Origin of the sequence: Cupriavidus sp. L7L (assembly GCF_004353535.1) — a bacterium.
Classification (GTDB): Bacteria; Pseudomonadota; Gammaproteobacteria; order Burkholderiales; family Burkholderiaceae; genus Cupriavidus; species Cupriavidus oxalaticus_A.
In genome coordinates this window covers 69,061-89,735 of record NZ_SMNY01000007.1, presented here as the reverse complement: position 1 = coordinate 89,735, position 20,675 = coordinate 69,061, and the positions used below count along the sequence as shown (strand labels likewise).

Here is a 20,675-nt window from a genome sequence, read left to right as displayed (position 1 = left end):
AGATGAAACGCGAATCGCACCCCAGCCGCTCAATGATCGCGTCGCGCGATTCACCGTCTTCAAGCATCAGGATCAGCTTGGCCCGGCGCGCGTCGGCTGCCCGAATGGTTCGGCTGCGAGTCGCCGACAGCAATTGTTCACGCTCGAGCTCGGTCAGATTCATTTTTCCCATGCACCTGATCTAACCATAAATGGGGTGCTTTTTCAATGACGCACTGGACTAGCGATAGCCATATCGCCCCGCCCCGCAGACCAACTAGGACCCGCGCGCAGCGCAGCCGAAGGCGTTCCTGCCATGCCGCCCGCAGCAGGGGCCACCCAACAGCTCTGGGCTCGTTCAATCACCGCATCAATCCCGAGCCACCGTCGCGCACCATGGCGTCAGGCAGTCCTGCCCTGCAACGAAGCAAAGCCCCGTACGAAAACCCCGGCACACTACGATAAGTGTGGCCGCCCGCAGGGCCGTAAACGCGCTTTTTGGTGACTTTTTGTCGCTCGGACAAAAAGTTACCCGCCCTTTAGGGCGGAACCGGGCATATCAAATGGCTACCAGATGCCCAGCCGCAAGCCTAAGCCCAAATCAGCCTAAGCCCAAATCACCCAGCCGCCAGGCTAACACCCCCCACCCCGGCCGCCGCCTTCCCATTCTTCCCATACAACCCGGCATCCCCGCCACTATGCTGGCGCAGCGCCTGAATCGCTTCCTGCGTGAATTCGAGGTGTGCCTTGATGACGGCGCCATTCAGCGCATTGCCATCCCGCGTCACGCGGGCGGCAAAGATCAGCTTGCGCCAAGCTTCGGCGACGCCTGCCTCGATATGGCGTCCGAGCAGCTGCCCATCCGGTCCGGCCTGCAAGCCAAGCGCCTGCATCTGCGCTTCCCGCGCCCGGACCTGCCGCGACAGCCCCTGACCCACTTCCACCTTGCGCGTCAGCAACTCGCTGAGCGCAGTGAAATCCCCGCGCTTGATGGCATCTCGCTCTTGCGCAAGAAGTTGCCCGAAAGCTTCAACACCTTCGGTTTCACGCTGCAGGGACTGGATCAGGCTTTGGCTCATGATTTGGCTATTGAGGGTCGGCCTGGCCTAGCTCGCGCAAGCTGGCGAGCAGGCCATCGGCAATCTTGCCCGGGTCGATCTTGATCCGGCCTTCGGCGATGGCCTGGCGGATTTCTTCGACCTTGGCGGTATCGATATCGTCGTCGGTTTCCTGCGCCAGGCGGCTGCTGATCTCGCGCACCTGTGCGGCCAGCGGACTGACGCTCAGCCCGGAGGACGGCGGGGCGGCGCTGGCCGGTGCGGCCTGGGGCCGGGCGGCGGCGTCGCCTGCGGGCGCGTCGGCGGGCCGGGACGAGGTGGAATGGTTGATCTTCACGGGCGTTCCTTGCTGGTTTCCTATGGCATTACGGCCGTGGCGGGGAAATCTTTAGGGAACGTGCCCCAGGGGTGCGTCCCATATCGCCCGCACGGCTGGACCGGCGGCATTTTCGCATGCCGCGGTGCCATCGGAATCCGGCTGCCAGCTACGATCGGCAGACTCGAAGTGCTTATTGCAGCACGACGGTATCACCGCTGCGCACCAGCCCGTTGACCACCTGGCCGTTGCGCAGGCGGACCTGCACGGTATTGCCGGTGGCGGCGTCGGCCAGCACCTTGCCCTCGCTGGAGATCTGGAACGCCTCACCCTCGACCGACACCGTGACGGTCTGTCCCTGGCGCACCGCGATGGCCTTGCGCAGCAGGTCGCTGCGCATGGGCGAGCCGGCGGCGATGCGGTTGGCGGCGACGGCGCCGGCGAGCTGGGCCGGGTCGGTGATGACCGCGCGCGGCAAGGTGGCAAGGTCGCCCTGGCGCACTTCGATATCGGCCTGGCTGACCGGTTCGCCCGGACCCAGGGCGCGCGACGCGACGTAATAGTCGGTCAGCACCGATACGCGCGCCTGCATATAGCGCACCCACGGCCGCTCGCCGCCACAGCGCACGCCGACCGAGACCCGCCCCCACGGCGAGGCGCCGGCGGGCAGGAACGGGTCGGGCGATACGCACTCCGGCGCGCGGCCGCCCGACGGCGGAGCCACCTGCACGCTGACCTTGCCGGGCAGGCCGGCGGTCTGCTGCAGCAGGAAGCGCTCCACGGCAGCGCGTGCGGGATCCTCGGCGAAGGGGCTTGCAGCGGCCGTGTGCTGGCCGGCCGCCGGTGCCTGCATGGCGACCGGAGTGGCCTGCGCCGGCGCAGCGCCGGCGGCCCCGGCAAGGCACAGCAGGCATGCCGCCAGCAGGGTCTGCGCCTTGCGCGGGCCGTTGCGGCGGGAATAGCGGCCGAGGGTGCGTCGGAGGGAGCGGCGATTGGGGTTCATCTGGTCTTCCCGGCAAGGACGGCGGGCCTGCGCTGGCATGCCCGGCGCGTTGCCCCGTGACCGGCGGCGCGCCCCCGTCTACATCAGTCATCGGGTTCCGATTGTAGGCAGCGCCTCGCGCGAGGGCGTGCCGAAATGCAAGGATTTCCCGTCCTTATTCATCCGATTGGCGCGACATGCCCCCGCCTAAGATGGCACCCCTGAAGAAGGTCGTCCAGGGAGATGCCAGCATGATCGACAGACTCGACGCGTCGCTACGCTTCCAGCAGGAAGCGCTGAGCCTGCGCAACCAGCGGCAATCGGTGATTGCCTCCAACATCGCGCACGCCGATACCCCGGGCTACAAGGCCCGCGACTTCGATTTCGCCAGCACGCTGGCGCAGTCCGTGGAACGCGGCCATCGCAACGACGGCATGTCGCTGTCGACCACCCAGGTCCGCCACCTGCCCGCGCAGGCGCCGACCCGCGAGGCGTTCGATCTGGCCTACCGCATTCCGCTGCAGTCCAGCGTCGACGGCAACACCGTTGAAATGGATGCCGAGCGCGTGGCCTTCGCCGACAACGCGGTGCATTTCGAGTCGGGCCTGACGGTGATGAACTCGAAGATCAAGACCATGCTGGCGGCGATCCAGCAATAAGCGAGCAACAGATCCAGCAGCAAGGAGGGAGCGCATGCCGGCAATGAACATCTTCGACGTCGCTGGCTCGGCCATGGCGGCGCAGTCGCAGCGCATGAACGTGACCGCGTCCAATCTGGCCAACGCCGACAGCGTGGTCAGCCCAGACGGGCAGGCCTACCGTGCCAAGCAAGTCGTGTTCGGCATGGCGCCCACGCCCGGCCAGAGCGACGTCGGCGGGGTGCAGGTGGCCGGCATCAGCGAAGACCCGTCGCCGCCGCGCATGGTCCACAACCCCACGCATCCGATGGCGAACGCGCAGGGCTACGTGGTCATGCCCAACGTCAACCCGGTGGAAGAGATGGTCAACATGATCTCGGCCTCGCGCTCGTACCAGGCCAATGTCGAGGTGCTCAACTCCGCCAAGAACATGATGCTCAAGACGCTGACGATCGGCCAGTAACGGCCCTCGACGAGCTAAGGAAAGAGGAACCGCGCGACATGACAACCACTTCTTCGGTCAACAGCAACAGCAGTACCACCAACATCAACGATGCTCTGAAGAGCAGCAGCGCCAGCGCCGCCGACCTGCAGAACAACTTCCTGAAGATGCTGGTGACCCAGCTCAACAACCAGGACCCGCTCAAGCCGCTGGACAACTCGCAGCTGACCTCGCAGCTGGCGCAGATCTCCACAGTCAGCGGTATGCAGACCATGAATGCGACCCTGTCGCAGCTGCTGAACCAGGTCAGCGCCAGCCGCGCGATGGACTCCGCCGCGCTGATCGGCCGCACGGTGATGGTGCCGGGCAAGCAGGTGTCGGTCGAAGGCGCTGTGCCTACCAGGTTCGGCGTCGACCTGCCGTCCACGGCGGACGCCGTCACGGTCGACGTGCTCGACGACAAGGGCAACGTGGTGCGCACCATCGACATGAAGGGCCAGACCTCGGGCGTGCACGACGTGGCGTGGGACGGGAAGAACGATGCCGGTGTCGCGGTCGCGGACGGCGAATACACCTTCCGCGTCAACGCCACAGCCAACGGCACCTCGGTACAGCCGGTGGCGCTGGTCTACGGCAAGGTACAGAGCATCAGCGGCGACGCGTCCGGCGTGCTGGTCAACCTGGCCGACGGCCAGGCAGCGAACGTCGACGAGGTGCGGCGCATTCTCTAATCGCAGGCGCTGGCGCATGCTGCGCGCACCGGCATCAACGACAGCCAAGTCAAAAGGAAGATATCCATGGGTTTCGGTCAAGGGGTAAGCGGCATCAACGCCGCGGCAGCCAATCTGGATGTAATCGGCAACAACATTGCCAATGCCAACACGGTCGGCTACAAGCAATCGAGCACGCAGTTCGCCGATGTCTACGCCGGCAGCAAGATCGGCCTGGGCACCACGGTGAACTCGGTGGTCCAGTCGTTCAAGCAGGGCAATATCGAGGCCTCCGGGCGATCGCTGGATGTGGCCATCACCAATGGCAGCGGCTTCTACCGGCTGGTCGGGACTGATGGATCGGTGCATTTCTCGCGCAATGGGCAGTTCCTGCGCACGGATGACGGCCGCATCGTCAACGCGCAGGGCCTGCAGCTGACAGGCTATCCGGCAGCCGCGGCCGGCGGCGGCGCCACGCCGCAGCCGCTGGTGGTATCCAATGCGCAGATGCCGCCCCAGGAAACCACCGACATCACGGCGCAGTACAACCTCGATTCGCGCAGCACCGTGCCGACGACCGCGTTCGCCAGCACGCCCGGCAACCTGCCTGACTCGTCGATGTACAACTACAGCACCAGCATGACGGTGTACGACTCGCTCGGCAATGCCAGGCAGGTGGTTGCCTATTTCGGCAAGGAGATGGGAGGGGCGCCGACGGTGCCCGGCGGCACCGATTGGGTGCTAAACGTGACCGACGAGGCCGGCAACCGGCTTGGAATCGGCGATGCCGCCACGACGCCGCCCACCCCCGCCGGCCAGACGGTCACGCTGGCGTTCGACAGTGCCGGCAAACTGGTCTCCACCAACCCCGCCTCGTTCGCATTGACCTCGCCGGCGGCAAACGGCGCCGGCGCCATGTCGATGAAGGTAGACCTGGCCGGCACGACGCAATTTGGCTCCGACCACGACGCCAAGCCGCCCCAACAGAATGGCTATGCCTCGGGCAGCCTGCTCGGCTTCTCGATCGAAGCCGACGGCACCATCCGCGGCAGCTACTCGAACGAGCAGACCCAGGAACTCGGCACCGTGGTGCTGGCCAGCTTCGGCAACGCCGAAGGCCTGCGCGCCGAGGGCGGCAATACGTGGGCAGCCACCGGCGCCTCCGGCCAGCCGGTCATCGGCACGCCGGGCGGCTCGCGCGGCCAGCTGATGTCGAACGCCAATGAAGCGTCCAACGTCGACCTCTCCGCCGAGTTGGTCAACCTCATCATCGCCCAGCGCAACTACCAGGCCAACGCCAAGACCATCGAGACCCAGAACCAGGTCATGCAGTCGCTGGTGAACATGTAAGGCACGACGCGTCGCGTGAAGAGCAAACCAGCTGAGGCAAGTCGATGGACCGCATGATCTATACCGCCCTGTCGGGCGCCAAGCAGATACTCGACCAGCAGGCGGCGGTATCGAACAACCTGGCCAACGTGTCGACGCCCGGGTTCCGCGCGCAGGTCAACCTGTACCGCGCGGTGCCCGTGGTCGGTGCCGAGGCCGGCACGCGCGCCTTCACGCTGGCCTCGACGCCCGGCGCCGACATGCGCGCCGGTCCGCTGACCTACACCGGCCGCAATCTCGACGTGGCGCTGCAGGGCAACGGCTGGCTGGTGGTGCAGGCGCCTGATGGCTCCGAGGCCTATACCCGTGCCGGCGCGCTGCAGGTGGCGCAGGACGGGCAGGTGCAGACCTTGTCCGGCCTGCCGGTGATGGGCGACGGCGGCCCGCTGGCGGTGCCGCCGGGTTCGCAGGTCACGGTCGGCACGGACGGCACCATCACCGCGCGCGGCCCCGGCGAAGCCTCGGCTGGCCTGGCCCAGGTAGGCAAGCTGCGCGTGGTCAACCCGCCCAACGACGCCATCGCGCGCGGCGACGATGGCCTGTTCCGCCTGCGCCCCGGCGCGCAGCCGCTGGAAGCCGACCCCACCGTGCGCGTCATTTCCGGCGCGCTCGAGGGCAGCAACGTCAACCCGACCGAAGCCATGGTCGAGATGATCGCCAACGCGCGCCGTTTCGAGATGCAGATGAAGATGATCCAGGGCGCGGACGGCAACGAGCAGCGCGCCAACCAGCTGCTGTCGACCAACTGACGCGGCGGCAAAACAGGACCGGAGCGAGGGGCGCGCCGATTGCGCGCCCCTCGCTCCAGCTACCAGCTACAAGAAAGACTCCCAGCAAGGACCACCATGATCCGCTCTCTCTGGATTGCCAAGACCGGCCTCGATGCGCAGCAGACGCAGATGGACGTGATCTCGAACAACCTGGCCAACGTGTCGACCAACGGTTTCAAGCGCGGCCGCGCGGTGTTCGAGGAACTGATGTACCAGACCATCCGCCAGCCCGGCGCGCTGTCGTCGGACCAGACCACGCTGCCCTCGGGCATGCAGCTGGGCACCGGCGTGCGCCCGGTCGCGACCGAGCGCATCCACACCCAGGGCAATCCGCAGCAGACCGGCAACAACAAGGACGTGGCCATCATCGGCCAGGGCTTCTTCCAGGTGGCACTGCCCGACGGCACCACCGCCTACACCCGCGACGGCTCGTTCCAGGTGGACCAGAACGGCCAGCTGGTGACGTCCAGCGGCTTCGTGATCCAGCCCGCCGTCACCATCCCGGCCAACACGCTGTCGCTGACGGTGGCGCGCGACGGCACGGTGTCGGTGACGCAGCCGGGCTCGAGCGCCAACGTGCAGGTCGGCCAGCTGCAGCTGGCCACCTTCATGAACCCGGCCGGCCTGGAAAGCATGGGCGAAAACCTGTATGTGCAGACCGATGCTTCGGGCGCGCCCAATACCACCGTGCCGGGCCTGAACGGCGCCGGCGTGCTGCAGCAGAACTACGTGGAAGCGTCCAACGTCAACGTGGTGGAAGAGCTGGTCAGCATGATCCAGACCCAGCGCGCGTACGAGATCAACAGCAAGGCCGTGCAGACTTCAGACCAGATGCTGCAGCGCCTGGCGCAGATGGGTTGAGAGTTGTGGACATGGCCACCTTGCTTTCCCGCCTGGGCGCGCATGCGCTGGTTTGCCTGGCCGGCGTGGCAATGCTGGCCACGAGCGGCTGCGCGCTGGTGCCGCGCGAGCCGCTGGTGCAACTGCCCACCACCGCGCGCGCCGAGCCGCGCCCGGTCGGGCCGGCTTCCGGATCGATCTACCAGTCGTCGTATGCCGGCAACCCGCTGTTCGAGGACCGCCGCCCGCGCAACGTGGGCGACATCCTGACCATCGTCATCACCGAGAACGTCAACGCCAGCAAGAACTCCGGCACCAATACCAGCCGTAGCGGCAGCACCACGCTGACGTTCGATGCCGTGCCGCGCGCACTGGGCGGGCTGTTCGGCGCCAGCCAGAACGCCGACATCAATGGCGGCAACAACATGAAGGCCAGCGGCGGCGCCAGCGCGGCCAACACCTTCAACGGCACTATCACCGTCACCGTGCTGGAAGTCTTGCAGAACGGCAACCTGGTGGTCTCCGGCGAAAAACAGATGGCGATCAACCAGGGCGCCGAGTTCATCCGCTTCTCGGGCGTGGTCAACCCGCGCACCGTCACCGGCGACAACGCCGTGCTGTCCACGCAGGTGGCCGACGCGCGCATCGAGTACACCGCCAAGGGCGTGATCGACGAAGCGCAGAACATGGGCTGGCTGCAGCGCTTCTTCCTCAATGTCTTACCGTTCTGACCGCGCCATGTCCGCTTCCATGCTCGCCTATTTCCTGTCACGCCTGCTGCGCGTGAGCGTGATCAGCCTGGCGCTGGGCGTGGCCTTCGGCGCCTTCGCCACCGCTGCCAAGGCCGAGCGCCTGAAGAACCTGGCCACTTTCCAGGGCGTGCGCGACAACCCGCTGGTGGGCTACGGCCTGGTGGTCGGCCTGGACAACACCGGCGACCAGACCATGCAGACGCCGTTCACCACGCAGAGCCTGACCAACATGCTCTCGCAGCTGGGGATCACGCTGCCGGCCGGCAAGAACATGCAGCTCAAGAACGTGGCCGCGGTGATGGTCACGGCCACGTTGCCCGCGTTTGCGCAGCCGGGCAGCCAGCTTGACGTGGTGGTGTCGTCGATGGGCAATGCCAAGAGCCTGCGCGGCGGCACGCTGCTGATGACGCCGCTCAAGGGCGCCGACGGGCAGGTCTACGCCATCGCGCAGGGCAACATGCTGGTGGGCGGCGCGGGCGCGTCGGCCAACGGCAGCAAGGTGCAGATCAACCAGCTCGCGGTGGGCCGTATCGCCAACGGCGCTATCGTCGAGCGCGCGGTCGCGCCGTTCCAGCCGGACGGCGGCGTGCTCAACCTGGAGCTGAAGGAAACCGATTTCGGCACCGCCGAGCGCGTGGTCGAAGCCATCAACCGTTCCATGGGCGGCGGCGTCGCCGCGGCGCTCGACGGCCGCACCGTGCAGGTGCGCGCTCCCGCCGCGCCGAGCGCGCGCGTGGGCTTCCTGGCCCGCATCGAGAATATCGACGTGACCCCCGCCAAGGCCGCGGCCAAGGTCATCCTGAACGCCCGCACCGGTTCGATCGTGATGAACCAGGCGGTGACGGTGGAAGACTGCGCGGTCGCGCACGGCAACCTGTCGGTGGTGATCAACACGCAGCCGGTGATCAGCCAGCCCGCGCCATTCAGCGAGGGCCGGACCGTGGTGGCGCCGGTGTCCCAGATCGACATGAGGCAGCAGGGCGGCTCGCTGCAGGTGGTCAGGGCGGGCGCCTCGCTGGCGGCCGTGGTCAAGGGCCTGAACGCGCTGGGCGCGACCCCGGCCGACCTGCAGACCATCCTGGAAGCGATGCGCGCCGCCGGTGCGCTGCGTGCGGAACTGGAAGTGATCTGATCATGAGCGCGTCCATGCCACCGCAGGCCGCGGACCTGACTCAGCGCTTCGCGCTCGACACGCAGGGCTTCGAGGCGCTCAAGCACAGCGCGCGCAACGGTGCCGACGCGGCAACCCTGCAGGCGGCCGCCAAACAGTTCGAGGCGGTGTTCACGCAGATGGTGCTCAAGAGCATGCGCAACGCCACGCCGCAGGACGGCCTCTTCGACAACGAGCAGAGCAAGCTCTATATGTCGATGATGGACCAGCAGCTCGCGCAGCAGATGTCGTCGCGCGGCATCGGGCTGGCCGAAGTGATGGTGCGCCAGCTGGCGCGCGCCGCGGGCACGCCGATGCCCGCGGGCATGAATGCGATGACGCCGGCCGAGTCCGGCCGTGCCGCCGATGCCGAGATGGCTCGATTGCTCGACAGCCGCGGCGCGGCCTCCGCCGGCGGCAATGAAGCCGCGGACCTGCCTGCTGTCGGCACGGTGGTGCCGGGACAGAACTGGAACCCAACCGCGGGCTTGCGCCAGTACCAGTCGCAGTTCTACGGCGACCGAGGCCAGGACGGGCAGGACGGCCAGGGCGGCGAAGTGCTCGGCCCGCTGCCTGCCGATGCGCCCGCCCACGTCAGCGCCTTTGTCGCGCGCATGGCGGCGCCGGCCGAAGCCGCATCCCGTGCCTCGGGCGTGCCGGCACGGCTGATCGTCGGCCAGGCGGCGCTCGAGTCGGGCTGGGGCCAGCGCGAAATCCTGCATGCCGATGGCTCGACCACCTTCAACGTGTTCGGTATCAAGGCAGGATCGAGCTGGAAGGGCCGCGTGGCCGAGATCACCACCACCGAGTACGTCGACGGCCAGCCGCAGAAGGTAAAGGCGAAGTTCCGCGCGTATGGATCGTATGACGAGGCCTGCGCGGACTACGCGCGGCTGCTGACCAATAATCCGCGCTATGCCGGCGTGGTGAGCGCGGGGTCGGCGGAGGAGGCGGCGCATGGGTTGCAGCGTGCGGGGTATGCGACGGATCCTGCGTACGGGCACAAGCTGGTGAAGATCATGAAAAAGGTGGCGGTTTAACGCGCAGGCCGTAGCTGACACCGCCGGAACGAGGCTTCCCTCTCCCGCGAAGTGGGAGAGGGGAGCAAACCGCCGCAAGTTGCGCGGCATATGGACCTCAAGGTCGCGCGCTATCCCCGCACGTCAGCCTAAAGTCCCACCTCAAATCGGCCGATAACACCCCCATCCACCACCGCCGCGCCACGCCGCGGGCAGCCCAACGAATCCGGGGTCAGAGCACAATGTCTCTCTTCAGTATTGGTCTTTCCGGCCTGAACACCGCGCAGAACGCGCTGACGACGACCAGCCACAACTTTGCCAACTCGGCGACCGAAGGCTATTCGCGCCAGAACGCCATCGTGGCATCGGCCGGCGGCCAGTACACCAGCCAGGGCTTCTACGGCTATGGCTCCAACACCACCACCGTGATCCGCGTCTATGACGAGTTCCTGACCGGCCAGCTGCGTGGCGCCACCTCGGCCAGCGCCTCGCTGGCGACCTATTCCGACCAGATCGCCCAGATCGACAACCTGCTCGCCGACCAGAAGGGCGGCCTGGCGCCGCTGATGCAGAAATTCTTTGCCGCGGTGCAGGCAGTGGCCGACACGCCGGCCGACCCCGCCGCGCGCCAGGGCATGCTCTCCGCCGGCCAGGCCCTGGTCGGCCAGGTCCGCTCCGCCAGCAACTACTTCAAGCAACTGCAGTCGGGCGTCAACGAGCAGATCGGCACCGCGGTCACGCAGGTCAATGCCTATACCACGCAGATTGCCAACCTGAACCAGGAAATCACGCGGATGAAGGCCGCGTCCGGCGGCCAGCCGCCCAACGACCTGCTCGACCAGCGCGACCAGGCGGTGGCCGAGCTGAACAAGCTCGTCGGCGCCAAGGTAGTGGTGCAGGACGGTGGCACCTACAACGTCTTCGTCGGCAACGGCCAGCCGCTGGTGATGGGCAACGAGTCGTACGACCTGAAGGCAGTGACTTCCGCTGCCGACCCGGGCCGTACCGTGGTCGCCTATTCCCTGCCGAACGGCAGCGTCTATGAAAGCCAGCCGGGCGCGATCACCGGCGGCTCCCTGGGCGGCCTGCTGCAGTTCCGCACCGAGACCCTCGATGCCGCGCAAAGCGCGATCGGCCGGCTGTCGCTGGCGATCGGCCAGAGCTTCAACGAACAGCACAAGCTGGGCATGGACCTGAACGGCGACATCGGCACCGACATGTTCAAGCTGGGCAATGCCACGGTGCTGCCCAACGACAGGAACACTGCCATCAGCACCGTGGCCACGGCCACCATCGACGACGCCTCGGCACTGACCACCAGCGACTACAAGCTGCAGTTCGACGGCACCAGCTACACGCTGACGCGCCTGTCCGACAACGCGCAGGTGGCCACGCCAGTGCCGGGCACGCCCGCGCCCACCTATCCGCTGACCTTCAGTGCCGATGGCTTCAGCGTGACGATCGATGCGGCAATGGGCGCCAACGATTCGTTCGTGATCCAGCCGACGCGCAATGCCGCAGCCGGCTTCGACATGGCGATCAGCGATCCCGCCAGGATCGCCGCGGCCTCGCCGGCGCGGGCCGATGCCGCTCCCGGCAACAAGGGCAGCGCCACTGCCAGCCTGAGCAACGTTGTGCCGGGCTTCACGCCGCTGGCGGGCAAGATCACCGCCGTCTATACCGCGGCCGGTTACGTGTTCAAGGATGCGGCAGGCACGAACCTGACGCCGCAGCCCACGGGCGTGCCTAATGGCAGCAATACCGACTACAACATCGGCGGCCTGACCTTCAGCTTTGGCGGCACGCCCAAGGTAGACGATTCCTTCACGCTCGGCGGCAACGCCGGTGGCGTCAAGGACAACGGCAACATGCTGAACCTGGCCAAGCTGCAGAACGCCAAGACCGTCGGCGGCGTATCCAGCTTCAGCGATGCCTACGCGCAGCTGGTCAACGACGTCGGCACGCGCGCCAAGTCAGTCAAGATCGCCTCGGCATCGCAGGACAGCATCACCACGCAGATCAAGGCCGCCCAGCAGTCGGTGTCGGGCGTCAACATGGACGAGGAAACCGTGTCGATGCTGCGCTTCCAGCAGCTATACCAGGCCAACGCCCGCGTGATCCAGACGGCCGGCTCGCTGTTCGACACCCTCATCGGCATCCGGTAAGGCCAGCCGGCAAGTCAACGTATCCGAATAGGCAATCCATCATGCGTGTTGCAAGCTCTACCCTGTATCAGCAAGGCCTGGCGTCGATGAACCTGCAGCAGGGCTCGCTGCTGCATATCCAGCAGCAGCTCGGCACCGGCCGCCGTATTCTCACGCCGTCGGATGACCCGGTCGCGGCCACCCGCGCCCTTGGCGTCAGCCAGGCCCAGGCGGTCAACGGCCAGTACGCGACGTCGCGCAGCCAGGCGAATATCGCGCTGGCCGCGGAAGAAAACGCGCTGCAATCGTTGACCACCGTCACGCAGAACATCCAGACGCTGCTGGTGCAGGCCGGCAACGGCACCATGAGCGACGCCGACCGCGGCTCGCTCGCCACCGCGCTGGAAGGCCTGTACAACCAGCTGGTCGGCCTGGCCAACTCCGATGACGGCAACGGCCAGTACCTGTTCGGCGGCACCCGCTCCGGTACGGCGCCGTTTTCGCAAGCCAGCGGCGCCGGCGTCTACATCGGCGACACCGGCCAGCAACTGCTGCAGGTCGACGTCGCGCGCCAGATGCCCGCGGGCGACAACGGCCGCGACGTGTTCATGAGCGTCACCGGCGGTGCCGGTTATGTCGTCAAGGGCAATAGCGCCAACACCGGCAGCGCCACCTTCGGCACGGTCTCGATCACCGATCCCAGCGACCCGCTGTATGGCAAGTCGCTGCAGGTTACGTTCCAGGCCAACGCCGGCGGCCAGATGGAATACACCATCACCGACATGGCCGATCCCGCCGCGCCCGCGCTGGCCGGCCCGACTGCCTACAACGCACCGGCGCGCATCGAGATCGGCGGCGTGACCTTCAACGTCAGCGGCGAGCCGAAGGACGGCGATACCCTGACCATGCAACCCGCCAGGGAAGCCGGCACTGACATGTTCGCCAATCTGCAGAACGTGATCGACACGCTGCGCAAGCCGACTACCACTCCGGGCGACCAGGCCAACCTGAGCAACGTGCTGTCCACGGCGACGCGCCAGTTTTCCAACTCGCTGGATAACGTGCTGACGGTGCGCGCCTCGGTGGGTTCGCGGATGCAGGAACTGGATGCGCTGGACGATGTCGGCACGAACCGCGACCTGACGTACTCGCAGACGCTGTCGGGGCTGCAGGACCTGGATTATGCGGCGGCGATTACCGAGTACTACCAGCGGCAGACAGCGCTGCAGGGGGCGCAGCAATCGTTTATGCAGATTCAAGGAATGAATTTGTTTAAATATTTGTGATGCAAGAAATCCGCGCAGAATAAGCAAAGCCAGTGCTTCATGCTGGACCGGCGAGAGCTTCGTCAGCAGCACGGAAGCCGCGGCAGGGGCATCTCGGGTGCCATCGTCGACACGTTGGTCATGCACCGGAGGAAACCTCCGGTCGGGATCGATGGCATAGATGAGCCCCAGATAGGCATCGGTCTCCGCGCCTTGCGGGCGAAGCGCAAGCTCGATCCCGTCACACCTTCCTGACGAACTCCGATTTCAGGCTCATGGCACCAAAGCCATCGATCTTGCAGTCGATATCGTGGTCACCGTCAACCAGGCGAATGTTCTTCACCTTGGTGCCCATCTTGACCACGCCGGCCGATCCCTTCAGCTTGAGATCCTTGATGACTGTGACGGTATCCCCATCCTGCAATACGTTGCCGGCTGAATCGCGATAAACCCGGGCTTCCGCTTCGGCCGGTGCCGATGCCTGCGCCGACCATTCATGAGCGCATTCCGGGCAAATATAGAGACCCCCATCCTCATAGGTGAACTCGGAATGACATTTCGGGCAGGAGGGTAATGCGCTCATGGGTAATCCTTGGGTACCTGGTGAAGGCCGGAAGTATACCGGCCGGTTCGGCGTCCAGGCTGAGTACGACAACTGGGCCAGCCAGGGTGCCACCGGGCTTGAGCGCGAGATTACCGGTCCGTCCACGCCGGCGCCCCGCGCGCGGCGCTTCCGCTGCCGAGCACTTCGATCAGATACTCGACGAACGACGCGATCCGCGATGAAATCGCCGTGTTGCGGTAGTAGACCGCATGCACCGGCTGCCGCACGTCCTGCGTGTGGCGCGCAAGGACCTGCACGAGGCGCCCGGACTCGCGGTCCTGCGCGGTCATGAAATCCGACAGGCAGACGATGCCTGAGCCGTCGAGCGCAAGTTGCCGGAGCGTTTCACCGCTTGACGACCACACGGCCGGCGCGATCCGGTACGGTTCCCCGTCCGCGCCAAGTATCGGCCACACGTTCAGCGACTCGGGCTGGTTGAAGCCGAGCAGAGCATGCCCGCCAAGGTCCTCGGCCTTGCGCGGATGGCCATGTGCCTCGAGATAGGCGGGACTGGCGAGAATGCGCACCCGGCTATTGCCGATCAGCCGGCTATGCAGCGTCGAATCCTTCAGGCGGCCGATCCGGATCGCCACGTCGGTGCGCCGCTCGAGCAGGTCGATGATGCCTTCGTTGCTGTTCAGCTCCAGTTCCACCTGCGGATAGCGCTCGCGGTAGCCGCGCACGAGCGGCACGATCACGTGCAGCATGAACGGCGTCGCGGCGTCGACCCGCAAGCGCCCGGACGGCTTCTCGCGCCGCGCCAGCATCTGTTCCTCGGCGCTTTCGACCGAGTCGATGATCGCCCGCGCATTCTGCAGGAATGCCCGGCCTTCCTCGGTCAATTCCAGGCGGCGCGTGGTCCGGCGCAGCAGCGTGGTTTTCAGCTTTTCCTCGAGCCGCGCGAGCGTGCGGCTGGTGGCCGACACGGTCAGGTCCAGCTGCTGCGCGGCGGCGGTGATCGAGCCGGTGTCGACCACGGTCGCAAACGCCTGGATTTCGTCGAGCGTGATGTTCATTGTTGATCTGAAATCAAGACAGTCTGGTTTATAGACCACTTTTTGAGCGAAAGTAAAGCGGGCACACTGGCGTGCGGCAAGGTGCTTGGCGACCCGGTGATCGGCGCGATCGCGCAGCGGCACCAGGCGACGCCGGCCCGGTCGTGCTGGCCTGGGCGCTGCAACTCGGCTACTCGGTGATCCCGTCGTCCACCAGGTGCGAGAACCTCGCCAGCAACCTGCTCGCGAACGCCCTTCGGCGGCGTTGCGCAAGGCCTCACCGATTCCCCCGCGCTGGCCGCGGCCGCAGCCTGAACCCCGCCATTGCAGGGGCTTCTCTACCTCCAGCTCCCTCCTGCAGCCGGTCGCTGTAGCTGGCCGGATACCACCTCCCTCTTTCCTCCCGGAATGACGCCGCCGGCTGTGCCACCAGTCGCGGCCCGGGCGCCGCCGCGCCATAATAGCCGCCGCGTCCCCACTGCAAACCAGGAGAAATCAGTGAAACAAACCAAGACTTGCTGCCTGCTCGCCGTCGTTGCCGCGCTTGGCATGGCTGGCTGCGCCACCGAATCCTCGACCGCGTTGCCGGTCCAGAAGGTGGAAAGCGCCAGCCGCCCGTACAACGGCGTGCGCACGCCTATTGCGGTAGGCAAGTTCGACAACCGCTCGAACTACATGCGTGGTGTTTTTTCGGACGGCATCGATCGCCTGAGCGGCCAGGCCAAGACCAGCCTGGTCACCCACCTGCAGCAGACCAACCGCTTCAACGTGCTGGAGCGTGAAAACCTGGACGAGATCAGGCGCGAGGCAACCATCAAGAACCAGGCGCAGCGCCTGAAGGGGGCGGACTTTGTCGTCACCGGCGACATCACCGAATTTGGCCGCAAGGAAGTCGGCGACGTGCAACTGTTCGGCATCCTTGGCCGGGGCAAATCCCAGGTGGCCTATGCCAAGGTCAACCTGAACATCATCAACATCTCGACCTCGGAAGTGGTTTATTCAACCCAGGGCGCGGGGGAATACACGCTGTCGAACCGCGAAGTGATCGGCTTCGGCGGCACCGCCAGCTATGACTCGACGCTGAACGGCAAGGTCATGGACCTGGCCATGCGCGAGGCCATCAACAACCTCGTGGCAGCCATCGAGAACGGGGCGTGGAACCCGGGTCAGAGATAACCATTCCATTACCAAAATGAAAACAATGATGATGCAAACGGTCACGCTGCGCAGGGCAGCGTTATGGTCTGTCGCTGGCAGTATCCTGCTTGCCGGCTGCGCGGCCCCACAGCCCATGTATCAGTGGGAGGGGTACCAGGCCCAGGTCTACGAATATTTCAAGGGCGAGTCCCGGGAGGCGCAAGTTACGGCGCTGGAAGCGGGCTTGCAGAAGATCCAGGCCAAGGGCGGCGCCGTGCCGCCGGGCTACCATGCCCAGCTTGGCATGCTGTACCTCAACCTTGGCAAGCCGGACCAGATGGTCAGCGCATTCCAGACCGAGAAAACCCTTTTCCCCGAAGCCACGCCGTACATGGATTTCCTGCTGCGTAACGTCAAGAGCGACAGCCGCACTGAAATCAAGGCGGACGCCGCCAAGGCCGCGCCCGCGGCAGGGAGTGCCAAATGATGCGCCGGATCCTGACCTATATCGCCAGCCTGGGTGTCGTGCTGCTGTTCGCCGGTTGCGCGGTGCAGAACAAGCAGGTGGACTACTCCGCGTTCAAGGCCAGCCGTCCCCGCTCGATCGTGGTGCTGCCGCCGCTGAACGAGTCGCCGGACGTCAAGGCCACCTATGCCATGCTGTCGCAAGCGACGGTCCCGCTGGCGGAATCGGGCTACTACGTGTTGCCGGTCGCAGTGGTTGAAGAGACGTTCCGGCAGAACGGCCTGACCGTGCCGGCTGACATCCATTCCGTGCCGGTGGCCAGGCTGCGCCAGATCTTCGGGGCCGACGCCGCGCTGTACGTGACCGTCACCGAGTATGGTTCGAAATACCAGGTCATCAGCAGCGTGACCCGCGTGGCCGCCAACGCCAAGCTGGTCGATCTCAAGACGGGCGACGTCCTGTGGAGCGGTACGGCCGTGTCAGCCACCGACAGCTCCAGCGGTGGCGGCGGACTGATCGGCATGCTCATCAATGCGGCGGTGACGCAGGTCATGAACCACACGTTCGATGCCAGCTACAGCGTGGCGGGCACCGCCAGCTACCGGCTGCTGTCTGCCGGCCAGCCTGCCGGCATTCTCTACGGGCCGCGCTCGCCCAAGTACCAGTCTGACTGACCTCAGGCAAAACGGACCGGTGCCATGTGCCGGTCCGACCATGCGATCTCTCCTGATCTGGTGCCTTGGTCCCGTGCCTTGATCGCGTGTCTTGAAATCTCCAACGCTCCCCACTCGCCGGTCCCAGGCCTCCGTTTGAGGCATACTGCACGCACCCGCGTGCGCGACCCCCGTCCCGCAGCGCCCCCATCGACTCACACGAATGCCCCGGCGCAGTCCCCGCGCGCGCCGGGTCCTCGCCATGCAAAACGTCGGAAGACTTGTCCGCAGCGCCAGCCTGAGTGGCTTCATCGAGCTGACGGAGTCGCTCGGGCATGATCCCGGGGCCTTGCTGCGCAAGGCCGGGCTGTCCGCGCGGCTGCTCAGGGACCCGCAGGCGCTGATTCCCAGCCAGGCGCTGCGCGAGTTGCTGGAGCTGGCCGCCAGCGCCACCGGTACGGAGGATTTTGCGCTGCGGCTGGCGGCGCGCCGCACGCTTTCCAACCTGGGGCCGATCAGCCTGGTGCTGAAGGAGGAGCCATCGCCGAGGCAGGCGCTCGATGCCTTGTGCCGCTACCTGAAGCTGATCAGCACTTCGCTGGTCATGCGCATCGAGGAGACGGGGCAGACCGTGGTCATCCGCGAAGACCTGCTGCCGGGGCCGGGCGCGCCAACGCGGCAGGCGATGGAGTTGAGCGTGGCCATGATGTTCCGGATCCTGCGCGAGCTGATCGGGCCGCAGTGGCGGCCGCAGCAGGTCTGCTTTACGCACCGGCCGCCGGCGGATATGGCGGCGCACCGCGCATTCTTCGGCCGCAACCCGATGTTTAACCAGTCGTTCAATGGCATGGTCTGCGCGACGGCCGACCTGGACACGCCGCGCACGCCCGACCATTCCGGGGCCATCCAGCTGGCACGGGACTACCTCGAGGCATCGCTGCGCCAGCGCGGCGAGGGCATGCGCGAGGCGTGCCGCGAGCTGATCATGGCGCTGTTGCCCGGCGGACGCTGTACCGCCCAGCAGGTGGCGCGGCATCTTCGGGTGGACCGCCGCACGCTGCATCGCCATCTCATCGTCGATGGGCTGACCTTCTCGGACTTGCTCGACGAGGTTCGTACCGAGCTGGTCAAACGGCACCTGCAGGAGAGCGACCTGCCGCTCGGCGAGATCGCGGGGCTGCTGGGATTCTCGAACCAGAGCAGTTTCAGCCATTGGTTTCGCGCGAGCTTCGGCTGCAGCGTCACGCAATGGCGCTTGCAGGCAGCCGTGTCGGGTGGCCAGCCAGCAGCGGAGCGCGCCGGCACGGGGCGCCGGCGCGCGGGAACTGCCGTCAGTCGGCAATAAGCACGATTTTTCCCATATGCTGGCTGCGCTCGATGTAGGCATAGGCCTCGCCGATCGCATCCATCTGGAAGGTGCGGTCGATCGGCAGGCGCAGCTTGCCTTCGCGGAAGAAGTGCATCAGGTCGCGCGCGCAGGCCTGCACGCAGGCGAGGCGTTCGGCCTCGGTGCGCGTGCGGAAGGTGGCGCCGATCAGCTTCAGCCGGTTAAGCCATAGCAGGTTGAGATCGACCTGGGCCGTACTGGCGCCGCCGAGGCGCGCCAGGTTCACCAGCCGGCCCTTGACCGCCAGGCTCTTGATGTGATCTTCGAAGACAGTGCCGCCGATGGTATCGATGATGACGTCGACGCCACGCCCGTCGGTGGCGGCCATGATGGCCTCGACCTGCGATTCGCTCGATGCATTGACGCCGACATCGACGCCATAGCCTGCCAGCCGCTCCAGCTTGGCCGCCGAGCGCGACGATGCGATCACCTTCGCGCCGAGCGCGGAGGCGGCCATCACCGCGGCCATGCCGACCCCGCCCGAGGCGCCGTTGATGAACACCGTCTCGCCGGCCTTGAGCTCGCCGTTGCTGACCAGCGCGTCATGGGCGGTGATGAACACATTGGGGAATGCGGCCGCGTCGACCCACGATACCTCCGGCGGCACCGGCATCAGCGCCAGCGGCGCCGCGATGACGTACTGGGCATGACAGCCACGCCCATGGCCCATCACCCGGTCACCTTCGCGCCAGCCGCGGACCTGCGCGCCGACGCTGGCGACCTCGCCCGCGAATTCCACGCCGGCGGTCATCGGGGCACCGGTGCGGTGTTCCCGCATGTACTTGATTTCGCCATAGTTGATGCCGGATGCGCGTACGCGCACCAGCACCTCGCCGGGGCCAGGTTGCGGCGTGGGGATATCTTGCACGGCCAACTGGCCACCCTCCGCGCGCGGTAGAACTCGTACTGCTTTCATTTTGTCTCCTGTGACAGGGATCGGGGCATGGCCCCGGCTGCCGTCATTCCGGCTTGAACTGAATCGAACGCAGCAGCTTGCCCTGGCGCTCGTAGGACTCGCGCACGTCCCTGGCAAGCTCATCCGTAGTGGCCGGCGTGCCGATCTCCATGCCCAGCTCTTCGATCTTGCGCTGCAGCGCGGGCGATTTCATGGCCGCGAGCGTGGCCTCGCGCACCTTGGCGACCACTGCCGGCGGCACGCCCGGCGCCGCCCACAGCCCCATCCAGCCCACCTCGCTCAGGTCGGGATAGCCCAGCTCGGCAAACGTGGGAACGTTCGGCAGCGCGGCGAGCCGCTGCGGGAAGGCCACCGCGAAGGCCCGCAGCTTGCCCGCCTTGATGAACGGCATGGACGTCGCCGGACCGTCGAACATCAGCGGAACCTGCCCGCCCATGATGTCCTGCAGCGCGGGCGGCGAGCCCTTGTAGCTGACCGCGCCGGTATCGAGCCCCGCCAGCCGGTTGAACTGGACGCCGATGGTGTGGCCGCGCAGGCCGATGCCGAAGTTCGCGATATCGACCTTGCCCGGATTCGCCTTTACGTACGTGACCAGCTCGGCGAGGTTCTTCGCGGGAAGACCGGGATTGCCGACCAGGACCAGGCCCTGGCGCGTGAGCTGGACCAGCGGGACGATGTCCTTGAACGGGTTGTAGGACACCTTGATCGCTTGCGGCACCTCCGAGGCGATGCCCTTCTGGATCAGCAGCAGCGTATAGCCGTCACGCGGCGCGGACAGCAGGCTTTGCACGGCGATGGTTCCCGCCGCGCCGGATTTGTAGTCGACGATCACGGGCTGCCCGAGCGGCCGTTGCAGCTCATGGGCAAAGAGCCGTGCCAGGATGTCAGCGGTGCCGCCGGGGGGCGCGCCGACGAGTATCCGCACCGGCTTGGTCGGCCACTCGGTGGCCGGCGCGGCGCGCACCGCCTGGGCGGCCGGCAGCAGTGCGCCGAGGGCAAGCGCGAGCACCACCGCGCGGCGCCGGGTCTGGGGGAAGCGTTTCATGTCTGTCTCCGTTTCTCT

At 66.4% G+C, this 20,675-nt stretch carries 22 protein-coding genes and 2 pseudogenes; 16 read left to right on the top strand and 8 right to left on the bottom strand.

Annotated elements, in window-relative coordinates; all coding sequences use genetic code 11:
• From E1J61_RS38170 to flgA, 4 genes and pseudogenes are all read right to left on the bottom strand, one after another.
• Positions 1 to 181: pseudogene (locus E1J61_RS38170) on the bottom strand (IS630 family transposase); the annotation flags it as partial.
• A 415-nt stretch (positions 182 to 596) separates the two neighbouring features.
• Positions 597 to 1,058, bottom strand: a complete 462-nt coding sequence (locus E1J61_RS07070) for a flagella synthesis protein FlgN (protein ID WP_133093412.1) — start codon at positions 1,056 to 1,058, stop codon at positions 597 to 599.
• 7 nt (positions 1,059 to 1,065) lie between these two features.
• Positions 1,066 to 1,374 (bottom strand): flagellar biosynthesis anti-sigma factor FlgM, encoded by a 309-nt coding sequence (flgM, locus tag E1J61_RS07065; RefSeq protein ID WP_133093411.1) that lies wholly within the window; start codon positions 1,372 to 1,374, stop codon positions 1,066 to 1,068.
• A gap of 172 nt (positions 1,375 to 1,546) precedes the next feature.
• The gene (flgA, locus tag E1J61_RS07060) at positions 1,547 to 2,356 is read right to left on the bottom strand and encodes a flagellar basal body P-ring formation chaperone FlgA (RefSeq protein WP_133093410.1); all 810 of its coding nucleotides are present in this window, start codon (positions 2,354 to 2,356) and stop codon (positions 1,547 to 1,549) included.
• Positions 2,357 to 2,586: 230 nt separating this feature from the next.
• On the opposite strand from flgA, the gene flgB reads away from it, so the two are divergent.
• The 11 genes from flgB to flgL all read left to right on the top strand — a co-directional run bounded on the left by flgB (position 2,587) and on the right by flgL (position 13,475).
• The gene (gene flgB, locus E1J61_RS07055; protein WP_133093409.1) at positions 2,587 to 2,994 is read left to right on the top strand and encodes a flagellar basal body rod protein FlgB; all 408 of its coding nucleotides are present in this window, start codon (positions 2,587 to 2,589) and stop codon (positions 2,992 to 2,994) included.
• A 34-nt stretch (positions 2,995 to 3,028) separates the two neighbouring features.
• A complete protein-coding gene (gene flgC, locus E1J61_RS07050; protein ID WP_029048751.1) occupies positions 3,029 to 3,436 on the top strand; it encodes a flagellar basal body rod protein FlgC in 408 nt (135 codons plus the stop codon).
• A gap of 38 nt (positions 3,437 to 3,474) precedes the next feature.
• Positions 3,475 to 4,146, top strand: coding sequence for a flagellar hook assembly protein FlgD (flgD, locus tag E1J61_RS07045; protein WP_133093408.1), 672 nt, complete (start codon positions 3,475 to 3,477; stop codon positions 4,144 to 4,146).
• Between the two features lie 66 nt (positions 4,147 to 4,212).
• Positions 4,213 to 5,475, top strand: coding sequence for a flagellar hook protein FlgE (gene flgE, locus E1J61_RS07040; RefSeq protein WP_133093407.1), 1,263 nt, complete (start codon positions 4,213 to 4,215; stop codon positions 5,473 to 5,475).
• A gap of 44 nt (positions 5,476 to 5,519) precedes the next feature.
• Positions 5,520 to 6,263, top strand: a complete 744-nt coding sequence (flgF, locus tag E1J61_RS07035; RefSeq protein WP_133093406.1) for a flagellar basal-body rod protein FlgF — start codon at positions 5,520 to 5,522, stop codon at positions 6,261 to 6,263.
• A 96-nt stretch (positions 6,264 to 6,359) separates the two neighbouring features.
• Entirely contained in the window at positions 6,360 to 7,145 is a 786-nt protein-coding gene (gene flgG, locus E1J61_RS07030; protein WP_029048755.1) for a flagellar basal-body rod protein FlgG, read from the top strand.
• An 11-nt stretch (positions 7,146 to 7,156) separates the two neighbouring features.
• On the top strand, positions 7,157 to 7,855 hold the full coding sequence (flgH, locus tag E1J61_RS07025; RefSeq protein WP_133093405.1) for a flagellar basal body L-ring protein FlgH: 699 nt from the start codon (positions 7,157 to 7,159) through the stop codon (positions 7,853 to 7,855).
• On the top strand, positions 7,839 to 9,008 hold the full coding sequence (locus E1J61_RS07020) for a flagellar basal body P-ring protein FlgI (protein WP_133093404.1): 1,170 nt from the start codon (positions 7,839 to 7,841) through the stop codon (positions 9,006 to 9,008). The genes flgH and E1J61_RS07020 overlap by 17 nt, the downstream gene beginning before the upstream one ends.
• Before the next feature lie 2 nt (positions 9,009 to 9,010).
• Positions 9,011 to 10,066: a flagellar assembly peptidoglycan hydrolase FlgJ gene (gene flgJ, locus E1J61_RS07015; RefSeq protein WP_133093403.1), complete on the top strand. Its 1,056-nt coding sequence runs from the start codon at positions 9,011 to 9,013 to the stop codon at positions 10,064 to 10,066.
• A 221-nt stretch (positions 10,067 to 10,287) separates the two neighbouring features.
• Positions 10,288 to 12,210, top strand: a complete 1,923-nt coding sequence (gene flgK / locus E1J61_RS07010; protein WP_133093402.1) for a flagellar hook-associated protein FlgK — start codon at positions 10,288 to 10,290, stop codon at positions 12,208 to 12,210.
• Between the two features lie 41 nt (positions 12,211 to 12,251).
• A complete protein-coding gene (gene flgL / locus E1J61_RS07005; protein WP_133093401.1) occupies positions 12,252 to 13,475 on the top strand; it encodes a flagellar hook-associated protein FlgL in 1,224 nt (407 codons plus the stop codon).
• A 220-nt stretch (positions 13,476 to 13,695) separates the two neighbouring features.
• Here flgL and E1J61_RS07000 read toward each other — a convergent pair whose 3' ends face one another.
• The gene (locus E1J61_RS07000) at positions 13,696 to 14,037 is read right to left on the bottom strand and encodes a zinc ribbon domain-containing protein YjdM (protein ID WP_133093400.1); all 342 of its coding nucleotides are present in this window, start codon (positions 14,035 to 14,037) and stop codon (positions 13,696 to 13,698) included.
• A 110-nt stretch (positions 14,038 to 14,147) separates the two neighbouring features.
• Positions 14,148 to 15,074, bottom strand: coding sequence for a LysR family transcriptional regulator (locus E1J61_RS06995; RefSeq protein ID WP_133093399.1), 927 nt, complete (start codon positions 15,072 to 15,074; stop codon positions 14,148 to 14,150).
• Between the two features lie 63 nt (positions 15,075 to 15,137).
• Between E1J61_RS06995 and E1J61_RS38795 the strand changes: the two are divergent.
• From E1J61_RS38795 to E1J61_RS06970, 5 genes and pseudogenes are all read left to right on the top strand, one after another.
• Positions 15,138 to 15,427: pseudogene (locus tag E1J61_RS38795) on the top strand (hypothetical protein); the annotation flags it as partial.
• 175 nt (positions 15,428 to 15,602) lie between these two features.
• The gene (locus E1J61_RS06985; RefSeq protein ID WP_133093421.1) at positions 15,603 to 16,229 is read left to right on the top strand and encodes a CsgG/HfaB family protein; all 627 of its coding nucleotides are present in this window, start codon (positions 15,603 to 15,605) and stop codon (positions 16,227 to 16,229) included.
• 28 nt (positions 16,230 to 16,257) lie between these two features.
• Positions 16,258 to 16,677 carry a DUF4810 domain-containing protein gene (locus tag E1J61_RS06980; RefSeq protein WP_133093420.1) on the top strand — a complete coding sequence of 140 codons (420 nt, stop codon included), beginning with the start codon at positions 16,258 to 16,260 and terminating at the stop codon, positions 16,675 to 16,677.
• The gene (locus E1J61_RS06975; protein ID WP_133093398.1) at positions 16,674 to 17,330 is read left to right on the top strand and encodes a DUF799 domain-containing protein; all 657 of its coding nucleotides are present in this window, start codon (positions 16,674 to 16,676) and stop codon (positions 17,328 to 17,330) included. Before E1J61_RS06980 ends, E1J61_RS06975 begins: the two co-directional genes overlap by 4 nt.
• 241 nt (positions 17,331 to 17,571) lie before the next feature.
• Complete coding sequence (locus tag E1J61_RS06970) at positions 17,572 to 18,654, top strand: AraC family transcriptional regulator (RefSeq protein WP_133093397.1); 1,083 nt, start codon at positions 17,572 to 17,574, stop codon at positions 18,652 to 18,654.
• On the opposite strand, the gene E1J61_RS06965 is transcribed toward E1J61_RS06970, so the two are convergent.
• Complete coding sequence (locus E1J61_RS06965) at positions 18,641 to 19,612, bottom strand: zinc-binding dehydrogenase (protein ID WP_133093396.1); 972 nt, start codon at positions 19,610 to 19,612, stop codon at positions 18,641 to 18,643. The two genes, E1J61_RS06970 and E1J61_RS06965, sit on opposite strands and share 14 nt — an antisense overlap.
• 43 nt (positions 19,613 to 19,655) lie before the next feature.
• Positions 19,656 to 20,657: a tripartite tricarboxylate transporter substrate binding protein gene (locus E1J61_RS06960; protein ID WP_133093395.1), complete on the bottom strand. Its 1,002-nt coding sequence runs from the start codon at positions 20,655 to 20,657 to the stop codon at positions 19,656 to 19,658.
• Positions 20,658 to 20,675 lie beyond the last annotated feature (18 nt).

Coding starts and splice junctions, on each gene's coding strand:
- E1J61_RS07070 (WP_133093412.1), bottom strand. CDS start 1,058: ATGAGCCAAAGCCTGATCCAGTCCCTGCAGCGTGAAACCGAAGGTGTT.
- flgA (WP_133093410.1), bottom strand. CDS start 2,356: ATGAACCCCAATCGCCGCTCCCTCCGACGCACCCTCGGCCGCTATTCC.
- flgB (WP_133093409.1), top strand. CDS start 2,587: ATGATCGACAGACTCGACGCGTCGCTACGCTTCCAGCAGGAAGCGCTG.
- flgC (WP_029048751.1), top strand. CDS start 3,029: ATGCCGGCAATGAACATCTTCGACGTCGCTGGCTCGGCCATGGCGGCG.
- flgD (WP_133093408.1), top strand. CDS start 3,475: ATGACAACCACTTCTTCGGTCAACAGCAACAGCAGTACCACCAACATC.
- flgE (WP_133093407.1), top strand. CDS start 4,213: ATGGGTTTCGGTCAAGGGGTAAGCGGCATCAACGCCGCGGCAGCCAAT.
- flgF (WP_133093406.1), top strand. CDS start 5,520: ATGGACCGCATGATCTATACCGCCCTGTCGGGCGCCAAGCAGATACTC.
- flgG (WP_029048755.1), top strand. CDS start 6,360: ATGATCCGCTCTCTCTGGATTGCCAAGACCGGCCTCGATGCGCAGCAG.
- flgH (WP_133093405.1), top strand. CDS start 7,157: ATGGCCACCTTGCTTTCCCGCCTGGGCGCGCATGCGCTGGTTTGCCTG.
- E1J61_RS07020 (WP_133093404.1), top strand. CDS start 7,839: ATGTCTTACCGTTCTGACCGCGCCATGTCCGCTTCCATGCTCGCCTAT.
- flgJ (WP_133093403.1), top strand. CDS start 9,011: ATGAGCGCGTCCATGCCACCGCAGGCCGCGGACCTGACTCAGCGCTTC.
- flgK (WP_133093402.1), top strand. CDS start 10,288: ATGTCTCTCTTCAGTATTGGTCTTTCCGGCCTGAACACCGCGCAGAAC.
- flgL (WP_133093401.1), top strand. CDS start 12,252: ATGCGTGTTGCAAGCTCTACCCTGTATCAGCAAGGCCTGGCGTCGATG.
- E1J61_RS07000 (WP_133093400.1), bottom strand. CDS start 14,037: ATGAGCGCATTACCCTCCTGCCCGAAATGTCATTCCGAGTTCACCTAT.
- E1J61_RS06995 (WP_133093399.1), bottom strand. CDS start 15,074: ATGAACATCACGCTCGACGAAATCCAGGCGTTTGCGACCGTGGTCGAC.
- E1J61_RS06985 (WP_133093421.1), top strand. CDS start 15,603: ATGGCTGGCTGCGCCACCGAATCCTCGACCGCGTTGCCGGTCCAGAAG.
- E1J61_RS06980 (WP_133093420.1), top strand. CDS start 16,258: ATGATGCAAACGGTCACGCTGCGCAGGGCAGCGTTATGGTCTGTCGCT.
- E1J61_RS06975 (WP_133093398.1), top strand. CDS start 16,674: ATGATGCGCCGGATCCTGACCTATATCGCCAGCCTGGGTGTCGTGCTG.
- E1J61_RS06970 (WP_133093397.1), top strand. CDS start 17,572: ATGCAAAACGTCGGAAGACTTGTCCGCAGCGCCAGCCTGAGTGGCTTC.
- E1J61_RS06965 (WP_133093396.1), bottom strand. CDS start 19,612: ATGAAAGCAGTACGAGTTCTACCGCGCGCGGAGGGTGGCCAGTTGGCC.
- E1J61_RS06960 (WP_133093395.1), bottom strand. CDS start 20,657: ATGAAACGCTTCCCCCAGACCCGGCGCCGCGCGGTGGTGCTCGCGCTT.